17 protein-coding genes and 1 other annotated feature are annotated in these 20,427 nt (G+C 58.3%); of the genes, 4 read left to right on the top strand and 13 right to left on the bottom strand.

The window, feature by feature from the left end; genetic code table 11:
* Positions 1-7 precede the first annotated feature (7 nt).
* The 4 genes from nhaR to dnaK form a co-directional block, all read right to left on the bottom strand.
* The gene (gene nhaR, locus EGY12_RS10335; RefSeq protein ID WP_004932962.1) at positions 8-907 is read right to left on the bottom strand and encodes a transcriptional activator NhaR; all 900 of its coding nucleotides are present in this window, start codon (positions 905-907) and stop codon (positions 8-10) included.
* A gap of 192 nt (positions 908-1,099) precedes the next feature.
* On the bottom strand, positions 1,100-2,266 hold the full coding sequence (gene nhaA / locus EGY12_RS10330) for a Na+/H+ antiporter NhaA (RefSeq protein ID WP_123893437.1): 1,167 nt from the start codon (positions 2,264-2,266) through the stop codon (positions 1,100-1,102).
* Between the two features lie 236 nt (positions 2,267-2,502).
* Positions 2,503-3,627, bottom strand: a complete 1,125-nt coding sequence (dnaJ, locus tag EGY12_RS10325) for a molecular chaperone DnaJ (RefSeq protein ID WP_004932969.1) — start codon at positions 3,625-3,627, stop codon at positions 2,503-2,505.
* Between the two features lie 106 nt (positions 3,628-3,733).
* Positions 3,734-5,647 (bottom strand): molecular chaperone DnaK, encoded by a 1,914-nt coding sequence (gene dnaK / locus EGY12_RS10320; RefSeq protein ID WP_123893435.1) that lies wholly within the window; start codon positions 5,645-5,647, stop codon positions 3,734-3,736.
* Between the two features lie 324 nt (positions 5,648-5,971).
* On the opposite strand from dnaK, the gene satP reads away from it, so the two are divergent.
* Entirely contained in the window at positions 5,972-6,571 is a 600-nt protein-coding gene (satP, locus tag EGY12_RS10315) for an acetate uptake transporter (protein ID WP_148085317.1), read from the top strand.
* 44 nt (positions 6,572-6,615) lie between these two features.
* Here satP and EGY12_RS10310 read toward each other — a convergent pair whose 3' ends face one another.
* From EGY12_RS10310 to tal, 3 genes are all read right to left on the bottom strand, one after another.
* Complete coding sequence (locus EGY12_RS10310; protein ID WP_123893431.1) at positions 6,616-7,923, bottom strand: MFS transporter; 1,308 nt, start codon at positions 7,921-7,923, stop codon at positions 6,616-6,618.
* A gap of 124 nt (positions 7,924-8,047) precedes the next feature.
* A complete protein-coding gene (gene mog / locus EGY12_RS10305; RefSeq protein WP_038873345.1) occupies positions 8,048-8,635 on the bottom strand; it encodes a molybdopterin adenylyltransferase in 588 nt (195 codons plus the stop codon).
* 151 nt (positions 8,636-8,786) lie between these two features.
* Positions 8,787-9,740, bottom strand: coding sequence for a transaldolase (gene tal / locus EGY12_RS10300; RefSeq protein ID WP_004932982.1), 954 nt, complete (start codon positions 9,738-9,740; stop codon positions 8,787-8,789).
* A 383-nt stretch (positions 9,741-10,123) separates the two neighbouring features.
* On the opposite strand from tal, the gene EGY12_RS10295 reads away from it, so the two are divergent.
* Entirely contained in the window at positions 10,124-11,560 is a 1,437-nt protein-coding gene (locus tag EGY12_RS10295) for a sodium:alanine symporter family protein (protein WP_123893429.1), read from the top strand.
* Between the two features lie 106 nt (positions 11,561-11,666).
* Entirely contained in the window at positions 11,667-12,443 is a 777-nt protein-coding gene (gene yaaA / locus EGY12_RS10290) for a peroxide stress protein YaaA (protein WP_123893428.1), read from the top strand.
* A 46-nt stretch (positions 12,444-12,489) separates the two neighbouring features.
* Here yaaA and thrC read toward each other — a convergent pair whose 3' ends face one another.
* The 5 genes from thrC to EGY12_RS10265 all read right to left on the bottom strand — a co-directional run bounded on the left by thrC (position 12,490) and on the right by EGY12_RS10265 (position 18,221).
* Positions 12,490-13,779: a threonine synthase gene (gene thrC / locus EGY12_RS10285; protein WP_123893426.1), complete on the bottom strand. Its 1,290-nt coding sequence runs from the start codon at positions 13,777-13,779 to the stop codon at positions 12,490-12,492.
* 3 nt (positions 13,780-13,782) lie between these two features.
* Positions 13,783-14,712, bottom strand: coding sequence for a homoserine kinase (thrB, locus tag EGY12_RS10280; protein WP_123893424.1), 930 nt, complete (start codon positions 14,710-14,712; stop codon positions 13,783-13,785).
* 1 nt (position 14,713) lies between these two features.
* The gene (thrA, locus tag EGY12_RS10275; protein WP_064290781.1) at positions 14,714-17,173 is read right to left on the bottom strand and encodes a bifunctional aspartate kinase/homoserine dehydrogenase I; all 2,460 of its coding nucleotides are present in this window, start codon (positions 17,171-17,173) and stop codon (positions 14,714-14,716) included.
* A 24-nt stretch (positions 17,174-17,197) separates the two neighbouring features.
* Positions 17,198-17,315 (bottom strand) — a sequence feature (Thr leader region).
* The gene (gene thrL, locus EGY12_RS10270; RefSeq protein WP_086581142.1) at positions 17,254-17,322 is read right to left on the bottom strand and encodes a thr operon leader peptide; all 69 of its coding nucleotides are present in this window, start codon (positions 17,320-17,322) and stop codon (positions 17,254-17,256) included. Its footprint overlaps the feature before it by 62 nt.
* 212 nt (positions 17,323-17,534) lie before the next feature.
* Entirely contained in the window at positions 17,535-18,221 is a 687-nt protein-coding gene (locus EGY12_RS10265; RefSeq protein WP_123893422.1) for a tRNA/rRNA methyltransferase, read from the bottom strand.
* Positions 18,222-18,851: 630 nt separating this feature from the next.
* On the opposite strand from EGY12_RS10265, the gene arcA reads away from it, so the two are divergent.
* Positions 18,852-19,568 (top strand): two-component system response regulator ArcA, encoded by a 717-nt coding sequence (gene arcA / locus EGY12_RS10260; protein WP_004933003.1) that lies wholly within the window; start codon positions 18,852-18,854, stop codon positions 19,566-19,568.
* Positions 19,569-19,620: 52 nt separating this feature from the next.
* Here arcA and creA read toward each other — a convergent pair whose 3' ends face one another.
* Positions 19,621-20,100 (bottom strand): protein CreA, encoded by a 480-nt coding sequence (gene creA, locus EGY12_RS10255; RefSeq protein ID WP_049198090.1) that lies wholly within the window; start codon positions 20,098-20,100, stop codon positions 19,621-19,623.
* Positions 20,101-20,427: the final 327 nt, after the last annotated feature.

Genomic DNA, 20,427 nt, shown 5'->3' with positions numbered 1-20,427 from the left:
TGAACCGCTAGCAGGAAAACAGCGCCGAAAAGTCTTTGTTGCACACGCGCTGCACCGCCGGGTGCTGGATCATCCGCTCGGCGAAGATGATGTAATACTCCTCCTGCACGCTGTCGATGCGCCCAATCTCCACCACGTTGTCATCGTTATAGGTATCCTGCGCATACAGCGTCGGCGCCACGAAGATCGCATTATGGTACATGCCGAAGGCCTTCATCAGCGCCGCATCGTCGAACTCCCCCAGAATCTCTACCTGAATGCCCTGCGTATTGAACCAGTTGAGCAGTTTGCGCCCCAGCATCGAACGGCGGCCGGGGATCAGCAGCTTGCGCTGCTCCAGACAGGCCGGGAACGGCAGTTCCGGCGCCGGCTGGCGGCAAAAGAAGCTGATGCCGCACTCGCCCAACTTCAACGAGAACAGCCCTTCCTGCTGGCTGGAGTCTACCGGGCAATCCGACAGGATCATATCCAGCTTGTGCTGGCTGAGCTGCTCCAGCAGCATCTCATGCGTCGATTCAAAGCAGCGCAGGTGGATCTGTTCGTTGTCCACCACCACCGCCGTTTCCAACACCTGGCTGACCAGACGCTTCGACAGCGCATCCGCCACGCCGACGTCGAACAGCAGATTCGACTCTTTGCGGTAGTTGACGATATCCAGCATTTCCTGGCTGAGCATAAACATCTTGTCGGCATAGCGGAACACCAGCTGCCCCAGCTCCGAAGGTACCAACCCGCGCCCCTGGCGTTTGAACAGCTTACCGTCCAGCCGCTCCTCCAGCGCTTTGATCTGGCCGGTGATGGTCTGCGGCGTCAGGAACAGCGCTTCAGCAGCGCCGACCACGGAACCGGCCTTGCAGACCTGCCAGAAATAGTAAAGGTGATTAAAGTTGATATGCGACATCCTCACGAGCGGCTCTCCTTAACAACGTTTCGCAGCGGCAAACGGTGTGCCGTGACGAGCGACAAACTTCCTTTCCCTGCTTCAGACAACGTATAGCCCCATTAGTCCCAACGAAGAACGGCCGAAGCTGCACATATTTTATACCGCACAGCTCCGACCAGCCATTTTATTGTGTGCTCTTATCGGGCACACGCAGGATTAACGCACCCGCGGCAACGCCAGACGCAGCAATCCATACCCAGCCACCGCCGCAGCGGTGGAGCCCAGCAGGATCCCCAGGCGGGAATAGGTGCTGAGCGCCACATCGGCATCGCCGAACGCCAACGAGGCGATGAAAATCGACATGGTGAAACCAATACCACACAGCACCGAAACGGCAAACACCTGTTTGAAACCGATTCCCTCAGGCAAACGGGCGATGCCCATTTTCACCGCCAGTAGGCTGAAGAGGAAAATCCCCAGCGGCTTGCCGATGAACAGCCCGGCCGCAATCCCTACCGGCAACAGCGACGTCAACCCTTCCAGCGATACGCCTTGCAAAGAAACCCCTGCGTTGGCGAAAGCGAACAGCGGCAGGATCATAAACGCGACCCAAGGGTGCAACTCATGCTCCAGCGTTTCTGACGGCGATGGCCCCTTCTTGACGTTCAGCGGGATCATAAAGCCAACGATCACACCGGCCAGCGTCGCGTGCACCCCGGACTTGAGGATCGCGACCCACAGCACCAGGCCGACCATCATGTACAGCGAGGTTTTACCCACGCCGCGCCAGTTCATCACGGCCAACAGCACCGTTGCCGCCGCCGCCACGCCCAGCGCCACCATCGACACTTCGTGGGTGTAGAACAGCGCGATGATGATAATCACGCCCAGGTCGTCGATGATCGCCAACGCCAGCAAGAACACTTTCAGGCTGGTCGGCACACGGTTACCCAGCAGCGCCATTACGCCCAGCGCGAAGGCGATATCGGTCGCGGCCGGGATCGCCCAGCCCTGGCGGGTGACTTCATCCGCGCCGTTGAACAGCAGATAAATCAGCGCCGGCGCCAGCATGCCGCCCAGCGCAGCGATCGCCGGAAACACCGCCTTATCGCGCCCGGACAATGAGCCTTGCATCAGCTCGCGCTTGACCTCCAGCCCCACCACCAGGAAGAAGATGGCCATCAGGCCGTCGTTGATCCACAGCAGCAGCGGTTTGGCGATCTCCAGCGAAGCAATCTTCACCATCACCGGCAGGTTGAGGAATGCCTGATAGATCCCCTGCACCGGGGTGTTGGCCATGATCAGGGCGACGATCGCCGCCGCGATCAGAATGATGCCGCCCGCGGCTTCCTGACGTAAAAATTGACGAATGATGTTGGTCACAATACGTCTCTCCAAATCTGTGCAGGACGTATCGCCCTGCGAACCACAGTCATGAAGTGAGTATAGAGGGCCTTTTAGCTCGAAAAAATAAGTTTATAAATGCTAAATAGATCGACAAAACCGAATTAAAGCGCGAATAAGTCACACTACTTATGGGGAGTTAAGATTGTGGCGTGCAAATAAAAACCCCGGGACAGGCGCCCGGGGTTATAACATAAACCAGCAGAAACAGCAGGTTAGCGAGTCAGGTCGTCAAAGAACTTCTTCACCCCGTCGAAGAAGCTCTTCGAACGCGGGCTGTTCTTGTCACCGGACGGGCCGCCCAGGCTCTCTTCCAACTCACGCAGCAGCTGCTTTTGCTTGTCGTTCAGATTGACCGGCGTTTCCACCACTACGCGGCACAGCAGGTCGCCCTGGCTGCCGCCACGCACCGATTTCACGCCCTTGCCGCGCATGCGGAACAGCTTGCCGGTTTGGGTCTCCGAAGGCACCTTCAGTTTCACCCGGCCGTCCAGCGTCGGCACTTCAATCTCGCCGCCCAGCGCCGCCATGGCGAAGTTGATCGGCACTTCACAGTACAGGTTGTTGCCTTCGCGCTCGAAGATCGGGTGCGCCTTCACCTGCACCTGAACGTACAGATCGCCCGCCGGCGCGCCGTGTTCGCCGGCTTCGCCTTCACCCGCTAGGCGGATGCGGTCGCCGGTATCGACGCCAGCCGGAATTTTCACCGACAGGGTTTTGGATTTTTCTACCCGGCCGTGGCCGTGGCACTTGTTGCACGGATCTTTGATGATCTGACCGCGGCCATGGCAATGCGGACACGCCTGCTGCACGGTGAAGAAGCCCTGACGCATCTGCACCTGGCCCTGGCCGTGACAGGTTGGGCAGGTTACCGGCGAGCTGCCCGGCTTGGCGCCGCTGCCGTGGCAAACGTCGCACTCTTCCAGCGTCGGGATGCGGATCTCTTTGGTGACGCCACGTACCGCTTCCTCGAGGGTCAGCTCCATGTTATAGCGCAGATCGGAACCGCGGCTGGCACGCTGACGGCGGCCTCCGCCGAAGATGTCGCCAAACACGTCGCCAAAGATATCGCTGAAGTCGGCGCCGCCGCCGAAGCCGCCGCCACCCATACCGCCCTGTTCAAAGGCCGCATGCCCATACTGATCGTAGGCCGCGCGTTTCTGATCGTCGGTCAGGACTTCGTAAGCTTCTTTAACTTCTTTAAACTTGGTTTCGGCGTCTTGTTCCTGGTTGCGGTCAGGATGGTATTTCATCGCCAGGCGTTTGTACGCCTTTTTGATCTCACGTTCATCCGCCGTCTTGCTGACGCCGAGAATCTCGTAATAGTCTTTCTTCGCCATTCTTTCGCTTACCCTTAACATGCGTGCACGGGCGCAGAGTTGCCTCGACGCCCGTGCTGGTTTCCGGGAGCGGCATCTCGGCCGCCCCGTGCCCGCTTAAGGGCGATTATTTTTTGTCTTTAACTTCTTCGAACTCAGCGTCAACCACGTCGTCGTCTTTCTGCGCCGCGTTGTCCGCGCCGGCGTCAGCACCCTGCTGAGCCTGCTGCGCCTGAGCCATTTCCAGCAGTTTGCCGGAAACCTGCACCAAAGCCTGAGTCTTCGCTTCGATCTCGGCTTTATCTTCGCCTTTCACCGCCGCTTCCAGATCTTTCAACGCCGCTTCGATCGCTGTTTTGTCTTCCGCTGGCAGTTTATCGCCCGCTTCTTCCAGCTGCTTGCGAGTGCCGTGGATCAGGTGATCCGCCTGGTTACGCGTCTGTACCAGCTCTTCGAACTTGCGGTCAGCTTCAGCGTTCAGCTCGGCATCGCGCACCATTTTCTGGATTTCGTCTTCGTTCAGGCCAGAAGATGCCTTGATGGTGATCTTCTGCTCACGGCCGGTGTTCTTGTCTTTGGCGGACACGTGCAGAATGCCGTCGGCATCGATATCGAAGGTCACTTCGATCTGCGCCATGCCGCGCGGTGCCGCTTGGATGCCGTCCAGGTTGAACTGGCCCAGAGACTTGTTATCGCTGGCGCGCTTACGCTCACCCTGCAGCACGTGGATGGTTACCGCAGACTGGTTGTCTTCAGCAGTAGAGAACACCTGGCTGTGCTTGGTCGGGATAGTGGTGTTTTTGGTGATCAGCGGAGTCATCACGCTGCCCATAGTTTCGATACCCAGCGACAGCGGGGTTACGTCCAGCAGCAGAACGTCCTTCACATCACCGGCCAACACGCCGCCCTGCACCGCAGCACCCACGGCAACCGCTTCGTCCGGGTTCACGTCTTTACGCGGTTCTTTGCCGAAGAAGTCTGCGACTTTCTTCTGCACCATTGGCATACGGGTCTGGCCGCCCACCAGGATCACGTCCTGAATGTCGGAAACCGACAGGCCTGCATCTTTCAGAGCCACTTTCAGCGGTTCGATAGAGCGCGCAACCAGATCTTCAACCAGCGACTCGAGTTTGGCGCGAGTCACTTTGATGTTCATGTGTTTTGGACCGGTCGCGTCTGCCGTGATGTACGGCAGGTTAACGTCGGTCTGCTGAGCGGAAGACAGTTCGATCTTCGCTTTCTCAGCGGCTTCTTTCAGACGCTGCATCGCCAGCGGATCGTTGCGCAGATCGATACCCTGTTCTTTCTTGAACTCTTCCACCAGGTAGTTGATCAGACGGCTGTCGAAGTCTTCACCACCCAGGTGGGTGTCACCGTTGGTCGCCAGCACTTCGAAGGTTTTTTCGCCGTCAACGTCGTCGATTTCGATGATGGAGATATCGAAAGTACCGCCGCCCAGGTCATAAACCGCGATGGTGCGGTTGCCGACTTCTTTGTCCAGGCCGTAGGCCAGAGCCGCAGCGGTCGGTTCGTTGATGATGCGTTTTACTTCCAGACCCGCGATGCGGCCGGCGTCTTTGGTCGCCTGACGCTGGGCGTCGTTGAAGTAAGCCGGTACGGTGATAACCGCTTCAGTTACCGGTTCGCCCAAGTAATCTTCCGCCGTTTTCTTCATTTTCTTCAGCACTTCCGCAGAGATCTGCGGCGGAGCCATTTTCTGGCCTTTCACTTCCAGCCAGGCGTCGCCGTTGTCGGCTTCGACGATTTTGTACGGCATGATCGCTTTGTCGCGCTGCGCTTCTTCATCCTGGAAGCGGCGACCGATCAGGCGCTTGATGGCGAACAGGGTGTTTTCCGGGTTGGTCACTGCCTGACGCTTAGCCGGCTGGCCAACCAGAGTTTCACCGTCCTGGGTATATGCGATAATAGAAGGAGTGGTGCGGTCGCCCTCGGCGTTTTCCAGCACGCGTGCCTTGGCACCATCCATAATTGCTACGCAAGAGTTGGTAGTACCCAGGTCGATACCAATAATTTTGCCCATCTAAACGTCTCCACTAAAAAATTCATAATCAGTCAGGTTGCTAACCTATATGCGGGCGATTTTTTGCTTTTCAACTGCCCGATATCTCAGTGCGACCCGCGGTTAGCAACTGCGGTTGCAAATAAGATGGGGCCATCCAATCCGGCATCAAGGGGCAAGGCGAAAAAAATTTCTTTTTTTATCGTCATTCAGATCATTGTTTCCGGATGCGGGGATCATTATGATGCGCGCGCTCTGATGGAAAACTTCGATTTTTTGGCCATTCAGACCATTTATTATTTTACTTCGCTGTTTCCGTTAATTTTCTGTTATCGCAGAGGACTTATGCACACCAACAAGTTGGCGAATCCCGGCCCTCTCGGCCTGATGGGCTTCGGGATGACCACCGTCTTGCTGAACCTGCACAACGCGGGCTTTTTCCCACTGAACTCCGCCATCATCAGCATGGGGATTTTCTTCGGTGGCCTGGCCCAGATCCTGGCCGGTCTGCTGGAATACAAGAAGGGCAACACCTTCGGCATGACCGCTTTCACCGCCTACGGCAGTTTTTGGCTGAGCCTGGTCGGCCTGCTGCTGCTGCCGCGTCTGGGCCTGGCTGAGGCCACCGAGGCGCACGTGCTGGGCATCTATTTGGCGCTGTGGGGCGTCTTCACCCTGTTCATGTTCTTCGGTACCCTGGGCGCCAACCGCGTGCTGCAGTTCGTGTTCGCCAGCCTCACGCTGCTGTTCGCTCTGCTGGCCGTCGGCAACATCACCGGCAATCATGCACTGCTGACCTTCGCCGGCTATGAAGGCATCATCTGCGGCGCCAGCGCCATTTACCTGGCGATGGCCGAAGTGCTCAACGAGCAATACGGCCGCAAGGTGCTGCCGATTGGCGAGCCGGCTCCGGCCCGCGTCGCGGCCTCACCGGTCACGGCGTAATCGCCCTCCCCTGATGAAAAAGCCCTGCAGTGCAGGGCTTTTTTTTAGCTATAGGAATCAGCTCGCCGCTCCCCGGCTTCGCTGTTCAGATCGCGATGCAGGTAGAAGCCGAGCAGCAGCCCGATGAGCGACAGCGCCAACACGTAGTAAGCGGGCGCTAACGGGGTCAATTTCATGATCAGCGTCACAAAAATAGGGGTTAAACCGCCAAAAATAGCGTACGAGACGTTATATGAGAACGAGATGCCGGTAAACCGCACTTCCGCCGGAAACGCCCTCACCATCACGTACGGCACAGCCCCCACCACGCCTACGCTGAACCCCACCAGAGCATAACAGGCGAACAGCATTTCCGGATGCACGCCCACCGTCTGATAGAACAGCCAGCTGCAGCCGGCCAGCAACACACTGCCGACCACCAGCGTTTTGCTGGCGCCGAAGCGATCGGCCGATAAACCGGCGACGATGCAACCGGCGATCAACATGATGGTGGCGATGCTGTTGGCCTGCAGCGTCAATGCCGGCGCGATGCCAAACTGCTTTTGCAGATAGGTCGGGGTCATCAGGATCACCACCACGATGCCGGCGGAAAGCAGCCACGTCAGCAACATCGACACCACCACTTCCCGCTTGTGGTTGAGCACCACCGACTTCAGCGGCAGCTCCTCTGCCAGTGCTTTACGCGCCTGCATCTCGATGAAGATCGGCGTTTCCTGCAGCCAGCGGCGCAGGTACATCGCCACCAGACCGAAAATGCCGCCCAACAGGAAGGGAATACGCCAGCCGCCACCGGCGATGCTCTGCGCGCTGAGCGTAGTGTTGATCACCGTCGCCACCACCGAGCCCAGCAGAATGCCTACCGTCAGCCCGGCGGTCAGCGTGCCACAGGCGAAGCCGATGCGCCGGCGCGGCACGTGTTCGGCGACGAAGACCCAGGCGCCCGGCACCTCACCGCCGATCGCCGCCCCCTGCAGCACGCGCATCAGCAGCAGCAACAGCGGTGCAGCGATGCCGATGCTGGCGTAGGTCGGCAGCAGGCCCATCGCCAGCGTCGGTAACGCCATCAGCAGAATGCTCAGGGTAAACATCTTCTTGCGGCCGACCAGATCGCCGAAGTGCGCCATCACGATGCCGCCCAGCGGGCGTGCCAAATAGCCGGCGGCGAAGATGCCGAAGGTTTGCACCAGCCGCAACCACTCCGGCATGTCCGCCGGGAAGAACAGATCGCCGACCACGGCGGCGAAGAACACGAAGATGATGAAGTCGTAAAACTCCAGCGCGCCGCCCAACGCGGCCAACGTCAGCGTTTTGTAGTCTTGCCGGTTCAGCCGGCGATTATTGTCGTGAGGCATAGGGCACCGTCGGTAAAGGCTGTAAAAATAAAAGCCGCAGGCTTTCTGTAAAAGAATCCTTACTATAGCGGCAAATTATTTTCACACCAGACGGGCTGAAGCCGATCTCGCAGAATGCTGAAATTTAGAGGTTTATCTCGCGACGCGCGCTCTTTGGCCGAAATGCTGCTACCACCGCGGCGTGCGTTTCGACGTAAGGCCCGTCGAGCAGTTGAATGCAATAAGGCACGCTGGCGAAGATGCCGTGCACCACCGCATTGCCCTGCTCATCCTTTACCCCTTCCAGCGTTTCCTTGATCGACTTCGGCTGGCCGGGCAGGTTGATGATCAGCGCCTGTTTGCGGATCGCCCCCACCTGACGCGAAAGAATTGCCGTTGGCACATAGTGTAGGCTGATCTGACGCATTTGCTCGCCGAAGCCGGGCATCACGCGATCGGCGATCGCCAGCGTGGCGTCGGGGGTGACGTCGCGGCGCGCCGGCCCGGTACCGCCGGTGGTGAGCACCAGATGGCAGCCCATTTCGTCCACCAGCTCACACAGCGTCTGTTCAATTTGCGTCTGCTCATCGGGGATCAGCCGGGTTTCCAGCTTGAACGGCGTCGCCAGCGCACTGCTCAGCCACTCTTCCAGCGCCGGGATGCCTTTATCCTGATAAACGCCGCCGGAAGCGCGGTCGGAAACGGAAACCAAACCAATACGTAAAATATCCATGCGTAACCTCTACAGCCTGATGGGGTCCGAACGGGTTCGTCTCCCGTTCTGTTGTCATTGCCGAGAGTATAAGGGCTTCCCCCGGCGGCGGGAGCGTCGGGCATAAAAAAAGGTGGCCTGAGCCACCTTTTTACTGCGCGATCTGCGGGAATTACAGCAGGTCGGCGATCATTTTTTCCAGTTTGCCCTGGTCTACGGCGAACTTGCGGATACCGTCGGTCAGTTTCTCAACCGCCATCGGATCCTGGTTGTGCTGCCAGTAGAACTCAGGTTCGGTCAGTGCGGCAGGGCGCGCCTTCACTTCACCGGTGTAAGACAGTTTGCGCTCCAGCGCACCTTCGCTCTCTGCCAGCTCTTTCAGCAGCGCAGGGGCGATGGTCAGGCGGTCGCAGCCGGCCAGTTCGATGATTTCACCGACGTTACGGAAGCTGGCGCCCATCACCACGGTGTTGTAACCGTGCTGTTTGTAGTACTGATAAATTTCGGTCACGGAGATCACGCCCGGATCTTCGTGCGGGGCGAACTCTTTCTTGTCGCCGTTGGCTTTGTACCAGTCGAGGATACGGCCAACGAACGGCGAAATCAGGTAAACGCCGGCTTCGGCGCAGGCGCGAGCCTGAGCGAAGGAGAACAGCAGCGTCAGGTTACAGTTGATGCCCTCTTTCTCCAGCTGCTCCGCGGCGCGGATGCCCTGCCAGGTCGAGGCCAGTTTGATCAGAATGCGATCGTTGCTGATGCCGGCTTCGTTGTAAAGCTTGATCAGGCGCTTGGCCTTGGCCACGCTGGCGACGGTGTCATAAGACAGACGCGCATCCACTTCAGTGGAGATGCGGCCCGGAACCAATTTGAGGATTTCCAGACCGATGTTGACCGCCAGCTTGTCGGCGGCGTCGGCGATCTGCTGCTCGCGATCGCTGCTCTGGCCACGCGCCCAGGCGATGGCTTCGTCAATCAGTTTGCGGTATTCAGGAATTTGGGCTGCATTGAGGATCAGCGAAGGGTTGGTTGTGGCGTCCTGCGGTTGATACAGCTTCATTGCCGCGATATCACCCGTATCTGCAACCACCGTGGTCAGCTGGCGCAGGGAAGTTAATTTGTCGGTCATGTTGGCATTATCTCATCGTTTGTGCATGAACTTTTGGCATTGTTCAACCATGCCCTACCCTGATAATAACATGCGCCAAGCCCGGTGCAAGGCTGGAAAACCGCGGCGCGCAAGCATCTGTTTTATCCTTGGGCGAGCAACCGTTTACGCCAATATCTTTCGCCATAACCGAGCGGATGGAAAGGCAATAACGTGCTATTGTCCGAATAAATTATGTTAAATTCGAAAAAATTGATGCAATTCGTCCGCCAATCTGCGAAAAATCTTAATCGACTGACGCCGGACCGATTCCAGCTAAGCTCTTGTAAAAAATAGGCCAATGTTTTTCACCTGCGGTGGATGCTGCAAGGTGCGCATTAAATTTCGATAAGAGGAGGGATCCCTTGACGGACCTGATGAACTTTATAAACAATATTTTGTGGGGGTCGGTGCTGATTTATCTGCTGCTTGGCACTGGCGTCTACTTCACGTTGCGCACCCGCTTTATCCAGCTCCGCCACTTCAGCCACATGTTCTCGGTGTTGAAAAACAGCAATAAAAGCGACAGCGCCGGCATCTCCTCTTTCCAGGCGCTGTGCACCACGCTGGCGGCACGCGTCGGCACCGGCAACCTGACCGGCGTCGCCATCGCCCTGACCGCCGGCGGCCCCGGCGCCATCTTTTGGATGTGGGTGGTGGCGTTTATCGGCATGGCCACCTCCTTTGTGGAAAGCTCGCTGGCTCAGCTCTACAAAACCAAAGACGATAACGGCAACTACCGCGGCGGCCCGGCCTACTACATGGAAAAGGGCCTCGGCATGCGCTGGATGGGCGTACTGTTCTCGATCTTCCTGATCATCGCTTTCGGTCTGGTGTTCAACGCCGTACAAGCCAACTCTATCGCTCAGGCCTCCGCCGTCGCCTTCCATTTACAGCCGCTGCACGTCGGCATCGGCCTGGTGTTATTGAGCGGCGTGGTAATCTTCGGCGGCATTCGCTCCATTGCCAAAGTGGCCGAACTGGTGGTGCCACTGATGGCCGGCGCCTACCTGTTGCTGGCCCTCTGGGTGATTGGCCATAACATCGAACATATGCCGGCGATCCTGGCGCTGATTTTCAAAAGCGCCTTCGGCCTGCAGGAAGCCGCGGCCGGCGCCGTCGGTTACGGCATCTCCCAGGCGATGACCCAGGGCGTACAGCGCGGCCTGTTCTCCAACGAAGCCGGTATGGGTTCGGCGCCCAACGCGGCGGCGTCCGCTTCCCCTTATCCTCCACATCCGGCTTCGCAAGGCTACGTGCAAATGCTCGGGGTATTTATCGATACCATCGTCATCTGCAGCGCCACCGCGGCGATCATCCTCTCCTCCGGCATTCTCGATCAGCCGACCGACAGCATCAGCGGCATCGATCTGACCCAGCGCGCGCTGTCGACCGCCGTCGGCAGCTGGGGAACACCGTTCGTCGCCATCGCCATCTTTTTCTTCGCCTTTACCTCGATCATCGCCAACTACGCCTATGCCGAGAGCAATCTGGTGTTCCTCGAGCACAACCATCCAGGCGGTCTGATCATTTTCCGCTGCGTGGCGTTGGGCATGGTGATGTTCGGCGCGCTGGCGGAGCTGCCGCTGGTGTGGAAAATGGCGGATACCTCCATGGCGCTGATGGCGATCACCAACCTGACGGCAATCCTGCTGCTGTCACGGGTGGCGCTGAAGCTGGCCGACGATTACCATCGCCAGCGCCGCTTGGGCAAGCTGCCAACCTTCGACGCCAACCGTTATCCGGAGCTGAAGTCGCAGCTGGAGCCGGGCGTGTGGGATGGTAATCAACCGCCGCGCTGAGTTTTCCGGGGCGCGTACGAGACGCGCCCCCACCTATTGGACCGATTGCCCCTTTTTCCCGCGCTTTTTGCTACAGTATCCGCACTTGGATAAACAGGATCTGGCCATGCTCGTTATTATTTCCCCTGCAAAAACTCTCGATTACGAAAGCCCGCTGGCGACAGAACGTTTCACCCAGCCCGAACTGCTGGACAAGTCCCAGCGGCTTATCAAAATTTGCCGCGAGCTGACGCCGGCGCAAATCGCCAGCCTGATGAGCATCAGCGACAAGCTGGCCGGGCTGAACGCCGCGCGCTTTAGCGAGTGGCAGCCGAAATTTACCCCAGACAATGCCCGTCAGGCGCTGCTGGCGTTCAAGGGCGACGTTTACACCGGCCTGCAGGCGCAGGATTTCAACGAGGCCGACTTCGACTTTGCCCAGCAGCATCTGCGTATGCTGTCCGGCCTGTATGGCGTGCTTCGCCCGCTCGATCTGATGATGCCGTACCGACTGGAGATGGGCATCAAGCTGGAAAACCCGAAAGGCAAAGACCTGTACAGCTTCTGGGGCGATCAGATCACCCAGAAACTCAACGAAGCGCTGGAGCAGCAGGGCGACGACGTGGTGGTCAACCTGGCGTCCGACGAGTATTTCAAGGCGGTGAAGCCGGCCAAACTGCACGGCACGCTGATCAAACCGGTCTTCCTCGACGAGAAGAACGGCAAGTACAAGGTCATCAGCTTCTACGCCAAGAAAGCGCGCGGGTTGATGAGCCGCTTTATCATCAAGAACCGCCTGACGCGCAGCGAGCAGCTGGTGGACTTTAATCTGGAAGGCTACGCCTTCGACGAAGCCGCCTCACAGGGTAATGAACTGGTGTTCAAACGCCCGGAGCAGGCATAAAAAAAGCCGTCGCAAGACGGCTTTTCACATTTCAGCCTGCCGAAATTCAGGTCGGCAGTCCCATCAGGAACTTGCGCAGCTCGCCAAAATTGGCCGGCAGCGTGTGCGACAGCAACGGCAGATCGGCCCGCAGCGCCAGCGCTTTCGGCAACGGCAGTTCCTGGCCGAGGATCGCTTCTACGCTCTCTTTAAACTTGGCCGGATGCGCGGTGCCGAGAAACAGACCGAACTCCCCTTCCTGCAGCTGATCGCGCAGCGCGCGATAGGCAATGGCCGCGTGCGGTTCGGAGATATAGCCCAGCTCGGCCAGTTCACGCATCGTTTCCTTGGTGGTCTCATCGCTGACCGCCGCGTGGCCCAGCTCTTTCAGCTGCCAGACCTTACGACGGAACAGCTCTTCCACGCGCGGCCAGTTGTTTGGCTGGCTGACGTCCATGGCGTTGGACAGCGTCGCGACTGTGGCGTGCGGCTGCCACTGGCCGCTGGTCAGGAAGCGCGGCACGGTGTCGTTGGCGTTGGTCGCGGCGATAAAGCGCTTCACCGGCAGACCCAACGACTTGGCCAGCAGCCCGGCGGTCAGATCGCCGAAGTTGCCGCTCGGCACCGAAATCACCAGTTGATTGCGCGCTTCCTGCGGCAGCTGCGCCACCGCTTCGAAGTAGTAGCAGATCTGCGCCAGCAAGCGGCTGATGTTGATCGAGTTGGCCGAGTTCAGGTGCAACGCGTCTTTCAATTCTTGATCGTCGAACGCCTGCTTCACCAGCGCCTGGCAAGCATCGAAGTCGCCGTCGATCGCCACGGTGTGAATGTTGCCGCCCAGGGTGCAGAACAGCTTTTCCTGCAGCGGGCTGATTTTGCCCTGCGGGTAGAGGATCACCACCCGCACGTTCTTCAAACCGTAGAAGGCGTGCGCCACGGCGGCGCCGGTGTCGCCGGAGGTAGCGGTCAAAATGGTCACCGGCTGATCGCCGGCCACTTCCGCCAGCATCTGCGCCATAAAGCGGCCGCCGAAGTCTTTGAACGCCAGCGTCGGGCCGTGGAACAGCTCCAGGCAGGAGACATCTTCCGTCACTTTCGCCACCGGCGCCGGAAACTCAAAGGCAGCCTGCACGCGTTTCTTCAGCGCCGCTTCCGGCACCTCTTCGCCGATAAAGGCCGACAGAATACGGCTGCTGCGGGTGACAAAATCCTGCTCCAGCAGTTGGTCGATCTCGGTCAGTTCAAACTCCGGCAGCTCCAGCGGGAAGAACAGCCCCTGCTGCTTGCCCAGGCCTTGTTTGATCGCCTGCGCAAAGCTGACCTGCTCGTTGTGATCCTTAAGGTTGTACAGTTTCATGCGTTATCCCAGTAGTCGAGCGCCTGCGGTATCCAGACGGCAAATATGAACAAAACCTTCGTCGTTTTGCAGATAGTGTTGTTGCAGCCAGGCGGCCATGCGTTGCGCGGTGGCGCCGTCGTTACAGACGGCGAACAGCGTTGGGCCGGAGCCGGAGATGCCGCAGGCCAACGCGCCGATCTCCTGCGCCGCCTTGCGCGCTTGCGCGAAGCCCGGCAACAGGCGGGTGCGGTACGGTTCGGCGATCACGTCCTGCATCAATTTGGCGGCCAGCTGCGGCTGCCGGGTGTGACAGGCGTGAATAAAGCCGGCCAGGTAACGACCGTGGCTGATGCAATCCTGACGGCGGTATTGCGCGGGTAAAATGGCGCGCGCTTCGGCGGTCGAAACCTTGATGCCTGGATAAGCCATGACCCACAGCCAATCGTCGAAGCACGGCACCTCTTGGCTGATGATGCCTTCTTCTTCCAGCATCAGCTGCAGGCCGCCCAGATAGCACGGCGCCACGTTATCGTAATGCACGCTGCCGGAAATGCGCCCTTCCAGCTCGCCCATCAAGCCGAGCAGCGTCATCTTATCCAGCGGGCGATCGCAGAATTCGTTCATCGCCATCAACCCGGCGACCACCGAACAGGCGCTGGAGCCCAGCCCCGATCCGATCGGCATGTTCTTTTCCAACCGCATCGCCACCGGCACTTCGCGGCCGATCTCCTGGCAGAAGCGCTCCCAGCATTGATACACGATGTTCTCTTTCGGCTCGGCAGGCAGCTTGCTGACGAAGCGCCCGGCATTGTGCAAACTGAACGTTTCGGCGGCCTCTACGCTGACGCAGTCGCCCAGCAGCGTGCCGTCGATCGGCGAAACCGCCGCGCCCAACACATCGAAACCGACGCTGACGTTACCGATCGAGGCCGGTGCATACACCTTAACCATATTAAACTCCCAACTTCCATGACAGTGTGCGCAGCAGATCGGCGAACACGCCTGCTGCGGTCACATCGTTACCGGCGCCGTAGCCGCGCAGCACCAGCGGCAGCGGCTGATAGTAGCGGCTGTAGAAGGCCAGCGCGTTCTCGCCGTTCTTCACTTTATACAACGGATCGTTGCCGTCCACCGCCTCGATGCGCACCTTGCAACGCCCTTCGTCGATCAGGCCGACATAGCGCAGCACCTTGCCTTGCTCGGCGGCGTTGGCCACGTTGCGTGCGAACTCTTTATCCAGCTCCGGCAACCGCGCCAGGAAATCGTCCACGTCGCCCGACGCATCGAAGGACGGCGGCAGCACCGGTTCGACCTCGATATCGCTCAGCTCCAGCTTGTAACCGGCCTCGCGCGCCAGGATCAGCAGCTTGCGCGCCACGTCCATACCGGACAGATCGTCGCGCGGATCCGGCTCGGTGTAGCCGTTGGCTCGGGCCTGCAGGGTCGCCGCCGACAGCGATAGCCCTTCATCCAGCTTGCCGAAGATAAAGGACAGCGAACCGGACAGGATGCCGGAGAAGCGCACCAGCTCATCGCCGGCGTTCAGCAGGTTTTGCAGGTTCTCAATCACCGGCAAACCGGCGCCGACGTTGGTGTCGTAGAGGAACTTGCGGTGCGAACCGGCGGCGGCTGCGCGCAGTTGCTGATAATAGTTCATCGACGAGGTGTTGGCCTTTTTGTTCGGCGTCACCACGTGGAAGCCGTCCGCCAGGAAGTCCACATACTGATCGGCCACCGCCTGACTGGAGGTACAGTCGACGATCACCGGGTTCAGCAGGTGATACTCCTTCACCAGCCGGATCAGGCGGCCGAGATTGAACGGCTCCTGCGCGCCGGCCAGCTCGTCGCGCCAGCTGTCCAGCGCGATGCCGTGCACGTTGGTCAGCATCACGCGCGAGTTGGCGATGCCGCACACCCGCAGGTCAATATGCTTTTGCTTCAGCCACGGCTGCTGGCGGTAGATCTGCTCGATCAGCGCCCCGCCGACGCCACCGACGCCGATGACGAACACTTCGATCACCTGATCGGTGTTGAACAGCATCTGGTGGCTGACGCGCACGCCGGTGGTGGCGGAGTCATTGCTGACCACCACCGAAATGGAACGTTCGGAAGAGCCTTGGGCGATGGCGACGATATTGATATTGGCGCGCGCCAGCGCGGAGAAGAAGCGCGCGGAGATGCCACGCAGGGTGCGCATACCGTCGCCGACCACCGAAATGATCGCCAGGCGTTCCATCACGTCCAGCGGATCCAGCACACCGTCTTTCAGTTCCAGATAGAATTCCTCCTCCAGCGCGCGGCGGGCGCGCTGCAGTTCGCCCTGCGGCACGCAGAAGCTGATGCTGTATTCGGAAGAGGATTGGGTGATCAGCACCACCGAAATGCCGGCGCGCGACATCACGGCAAACACCCGCGCAGCCATGCCGACCATGCCTTTCATGCCCGGGCCGGAGACGTTGATCATCGCCATATTGTTCAGGTTGGTAATGCCTTTCACCGGCATCGCGTCATCGGTGCTGTCTTTGCCAATCAGCGTGCCGGGGGCCTGCGGGTTGGAGGTGTTTTTAATCAGACAAGGGATTTGGAACTGGGCAATCGGCGTGATGGTGCGAGGGTGCAGAACTTTGGCGCCGAAATAGGAGAGCTCCATCGCCTCCTGATACGACATCGATTTCAGCAGCCTGGCGTCCGGCACGGTGCGTGGATCGCAGGTATACACGCCGTCGACGTCGGTCCAGATTTCGCAACAGTCGGCGCGCAGGCAGGCGGCCAGCACCGCGGCGGAATAGTCGGAACCGTTACGGCCCAGCACCACCAGCTCGCCCTTATCGTTACCGGCGGTGAAGCCGGCCATCAGCACGATGTGATCGGCCGGGATCGCCGCCGCAGCGATGCGCAGCGTGGACTCGGCGATGTCCACGGTGGACTCCAGATAGTGGCCTTGCGCCAGCAGTTTCTCCACCGGGTTGATCACCGTGACCGGATAACCCTTGGCGCGGAACACCCCTTCCATGATGGCAATGGAAAGCTTTTCACCGCGACAGATGATCGCCGCATTCACGCTGTCCGGGCACTGCCCCAGCAGCGAGACGCCGTGCAGCACCTGCTTGAGCTGAGCAAACTCCTGATCGACCACGCCTTTCAGGCGATCGTATTCAAAGCCCGGCAGCGCCTGCGCCAAACCGCTCAGCAGATCGGCAAAGATCCGCTCGGCGTCGCTGATATTCGGCAGAATGTCCTGGCCCGCCACCGTTTTGTCGATCATCGCCACCAGATGGTTGGTGATCTTGGCGGGGGCGGACAAGACCGTGGCCACCTGTCCCTGACGCGCGTTACTCTCCATGATGTCGGCGACGCGCAGAAAACGTTCCGCATTCGCTACCGAGGTTCCGCCAAATTTCAGCACTCGCATGTGTGATCTCTCCGAATTTAAGCCGAAAAAAAAGCCCGCACTGATTAGGTGCGGGCTTTTTTCTGTGTTTCCTGTGCGCGTCAGCCCGCCCCGTTACCTGTGGTATCGGTGGTGGTAATAATTGTGGTTTTCAGGCTGATGTTGCGCATGTTGTCTGTCTGTCTCATGAAATACTCTGTCCCCTCTATTGGTTAAAGCAATCGCTATCCCAAGTCAAACTATTTCTTTTTTTTGCTTATTTTCCGCTCAGCGGCGACATTGCGCGATACCGGAGGTGAAAAGCAAAATGACAGAACAAAAAAACAACCTAAAGCCGGTTTAATAGTGGATCACACTAGGTAACCGCCTGATGAAGCCGCTATCACTTGGCGAGTTTTTTTTCGATGTCGTGCAGCAGCGTATGCAGCATTGCCGTATCTCGCTGTTGCAGCACGCCGAGCCGCTGGTGCAGCCAGTCGCGCAATTTTTGGTCATCGCCGACATCCAATGCGTTCAACAAGGCATCGGCACGCTGGCGCAACGCCTTGAGCTGCCCTTCCGACGCCGCCGTATCCTGCGGCGTGCTGACGCCCATCAGGCTCGCCAGCTGATAGCAGTACACCATCACCGCCTGCCCCAGATTAAGCGACGGATAGTCCGCCTGCATCGGCACGCCGGTCAGCAAATCCGCCAGCGCCAGCTCTTCATTGGTCAGGCCGGAATCTTCGCGGCCGAATACCAGCGCGGCCTGGCCGACCCACTGCCGGCGCTCGCTCAGTTGGGCCAACAGCTCAGGCGGCGTGCAGTAGTAATGAAAACGCGCGCGGCTGCGGGCGGTGGTGGCGACGGTGAAATCCACATCCGCCAGCGCCTGTTCCAGCGTGGCGAACGTTTGCACGCCGTCGAGGATCTCGCCGGCCCCGTGCGCCACCCAACGCGCCGCCGGCTGCAAGTGCGCCTCGCTGTCGACGATGCGCAACGAAGCGAAACCCATGGTTTTCATCGCACGCGCTGCCGCGCCGACGTTTTCCGGCCGCGCCGGAGCCACTAAAACAATATGAAGCTGCATCACTCTTCCACCGAAGGCGGGCCTGTGCTTTTGACGATGTCGCAGCGCCCGCTTATATTTACAATTGCGTAACAATAAACGTGTTAATAGCAACAAACAAGATTAAACGGCTCGTTGAGCTAATAAACCCGTCGTAATAGTCATTATTCGTGCTTATGTTTTACTGCATTTATTTATCAATGAGTTAAAACAAGGCGATGATCAATAAGCGAATAATTGTATCCCATCGGGCCGGATAATGCTGAATCGTTCACAGAATTTGAGGTTCTGTGACTTAAACTGGCATTTCTGTAAGTGTTTTTCACAAATCTGTTAACGTGCTACAATTGAATTTGATATATGTCAACAAAGCGTAGTTTTGTTGGGTGATGAATTCGGCACGCGCTGTTATATTGCTGTTAATGGGGTTAGGATATGCGCCGATTTGGCACCCCAAGGGGTTGTAGGGAACAGCATCCCCACCAGGCTAGCGATCTTGTTGACATGAGATGGAAAGTGCATCAAGAACGAGTTTACGTACTTTAGTCATTTGCTGAGAGGGAACGTGGCGCTATCTCTGCCCTCCTCTAAGAAAACAAAGACTTCTGTACTTCCGATTTTCTATTTTGTTGGCAATTTTAGGTAGCAAATATGCAGACCCCGCACATTCTGATTGTCGAAGACGAGTTAGTCACTCGTAACACCCTGAAGAGCATTTTCGAGGCGGAAGGCTACATTGTTCATGAAGCCAATGATGGTGCAGAGATGCACAATATCCTGTCTGAAAATGATATCAATCTGGTCATTATGGACATCAACCTGCCAGGCAAAAATGGCCTGCTGTTGGCGCGCGAACTGCGCGAACAAGCCAGCGTCGCCTTGATGTTCCTGACCGGCCGCGATAACGAAGTGGACAAAATCCTCGGCCTGGAAATCGGTGCCGACGATTACATCACCAAGCCGTTCAATCCGCGTGAGCTGACCATCCGTGCGCGCAACCTGCTGTCGCGCACCATGAATCTGGGCAGCCTCGGCGAAGAGCGTCGCCTGGTCGAAAGCTACAAATTCAACGGTTGGGAGCTGGACATCAATAGCCGCTCGCTGATCAGCCCGGCCGGCGAACAGTACAAGCTGCCGCGCAGCGAATTCCGCGCCATGCTGCACTTCTGCGAAAACCCGGGCAAGATCCAGTCCCGCGGCGAGCTGCTGAAGAAAATGACCGGCCGCGAGCTGAAGCCGCATGACCGTACCGTGGACGTCACCATCCGTCGCATTCGCAAACACTTCGAATCGACGCCGGACACGCCGGAAATCATCGCCACCATTCACGGCGAAGGCTACCGTTTCTGCGGCGATCTGGAAGAGTAATTCCGGCCTGCCGTCATGAAAACGGGGTTCAGCATGCTGAACCCCGTTTTTTTTATTTCGCCTCGGCCCACGGCATGATCGGCACCGCGCTCAGCGCGTTCTTCGGCGAACCGTCGATCACCTTGTCGGAGTAGCTCAGGTAAATCAGCGAATTGCGCTTGGCGTCGTAGAAGCGCACCACCTGCAGCTTCTTGAATACCAGCGAGGTGCGTTTCTGGAACACCACATCGCCTTCCGCCTTGCCGTTTTTGATCTTGTCGCTCAGCTCGATAGGCCCCACCTGCTGGCAGGAAATGGCCGCGTCGGCGGTGTCTTCCGCCAACCCCAGGCCGCCTTTGATGCCGCCGGTTTTGGCACGGCTGATATAACAAGTTACATTTTTAACATCCGGATCGTCGAACGCTTCCACCACGATTTTGTGGTCCGGTCCCAACAATTTAAACACCGTATCAACGGAGCCCACCTGCTCCGCCTGTGCGCTGCCAACGGTTGCGCAAACCAAACCGAATAAAAATATCCAGCCTTTTTTCATTTACTTAACTCCGATATAACCTTGCCGTAAAAATAGCTTCGGCGATCGCCATTGTTTAAGTCTAAGCTCACGGAATCGGTTTGTTACGGGTCCGCACCGTCCGTTTTAGCACAGAGCGTGACAAAAATCTTTGAGAGTCGCGGAGTAAAAAAATTGCTATGATGCGGCGTCGTTATTTCTTTGCGCCCACTAAGGTGTACCCCAATCCAACTCTGGCGCGGCATGCGCAGCAGAGGCAAAGAGTGCAACGCATAATGGCTCATGGATCGGTCTGATAGCGCAGCACCAGCGTGACGAATCAACAGTTCGGGTTCCTACCCCCAAGCT

This window comes from Serratia sp. FDAARGOS_506, from assembly GCF_003812745.1.
In the GTDB taxonomy this organism is placed as follows: Bacteria; Pseudomonadota; Gammaproteobacteria; order Enterobacterales; family Enterobacteriaceae; genus Serratia.
Note: the sequence above shows the minus strand (reverse complement) of the source record. Positions and strands in the feature narration are given on the sequence as shown.

Coding starts and splice junctions, on each gene's coding strand:
- dnaJ (WP_004932969.1), bottom strand. CDS start 3,627: ATGGCGAAGAAAGACTATTACGAGATTCTCGGCGTCAGCAAGACGGCG.
- dnaK (WP_123893435.1), bottom strand. CDS start 5,647: ATGGGCAAAATTATTGGTATCGACCTGGGTACTACCAACTCTTGCGTA.
- satP (WP_148085317.1), top strand. CDS start 5,972: ATGCACACCAACAAGTTGGCGAATCCCGGCCCTCTCGGCCTGATGGGC.
- EGY12_RS10310 (WP_123893431.1), bottom strand. CDS start 7,923: ATGCCTCACGACAATAATCGCCGGCTGAACCGGCAAGACTACAAAACG.
- mog (WP_038873345.1), bottom strand. CDS start 8,635: ATGGATATTTTACGTATTGGTTTGGTTTCCGTTTCCGACCGCGCTTCC.
- tal (WP_004932982.1), bottom strand. CDS start 9,740: ATGACCGACAAATTAACTTCCCTGCGCCAGCTGACCACGGTGGTTGCA.
- yaaA (WP_123893428.1), top strand. CDS start 11,667: ATGCTCGTTATTATTTCCCCTGCAAAAACTCTCGATTACGAAAGCCCG.
- thrC (WP_123893426.1), bottom strand. CDS start 13,779: ATGAAACTGTACAACCTTAAGGATCACAACGAGCAGGTCAGCTTTGCG.
- thrB (WP_123893424.1), bottom strand. CDS start 14,712: ATGGTTAAGGTGTATGCACCGGCCTCGATCGGTAACGTCAGCGTCGGT.
- thrA (WP_064290781.1), bottom strand. CDS start 17,173: ATGCGAGTGCTGAAATTTGGCGGAACCTCGGTAGCGAATGCGGAACGT.
- EGY12_RS10265 (WP_123893422.1), bottom strand. CDS start 18,221: ATGCAGCTTCATATTGTTTTAGTGGCTCCGGCGCGGCCGGAAAACGTC.
- arcA (WP_004933003.1), top strand. CDS start 18,852: ATGCAGACCCCGCACATTCTGATTGTCGAAGACGAGTTAGTCACTCGT.
- creA (WP_049198090.1), bottom strand. CDS start 20,100: ATGAAAAAAGGCTGGATATTTTTATTCGGTTTGGTTTGCGCAACCGTT.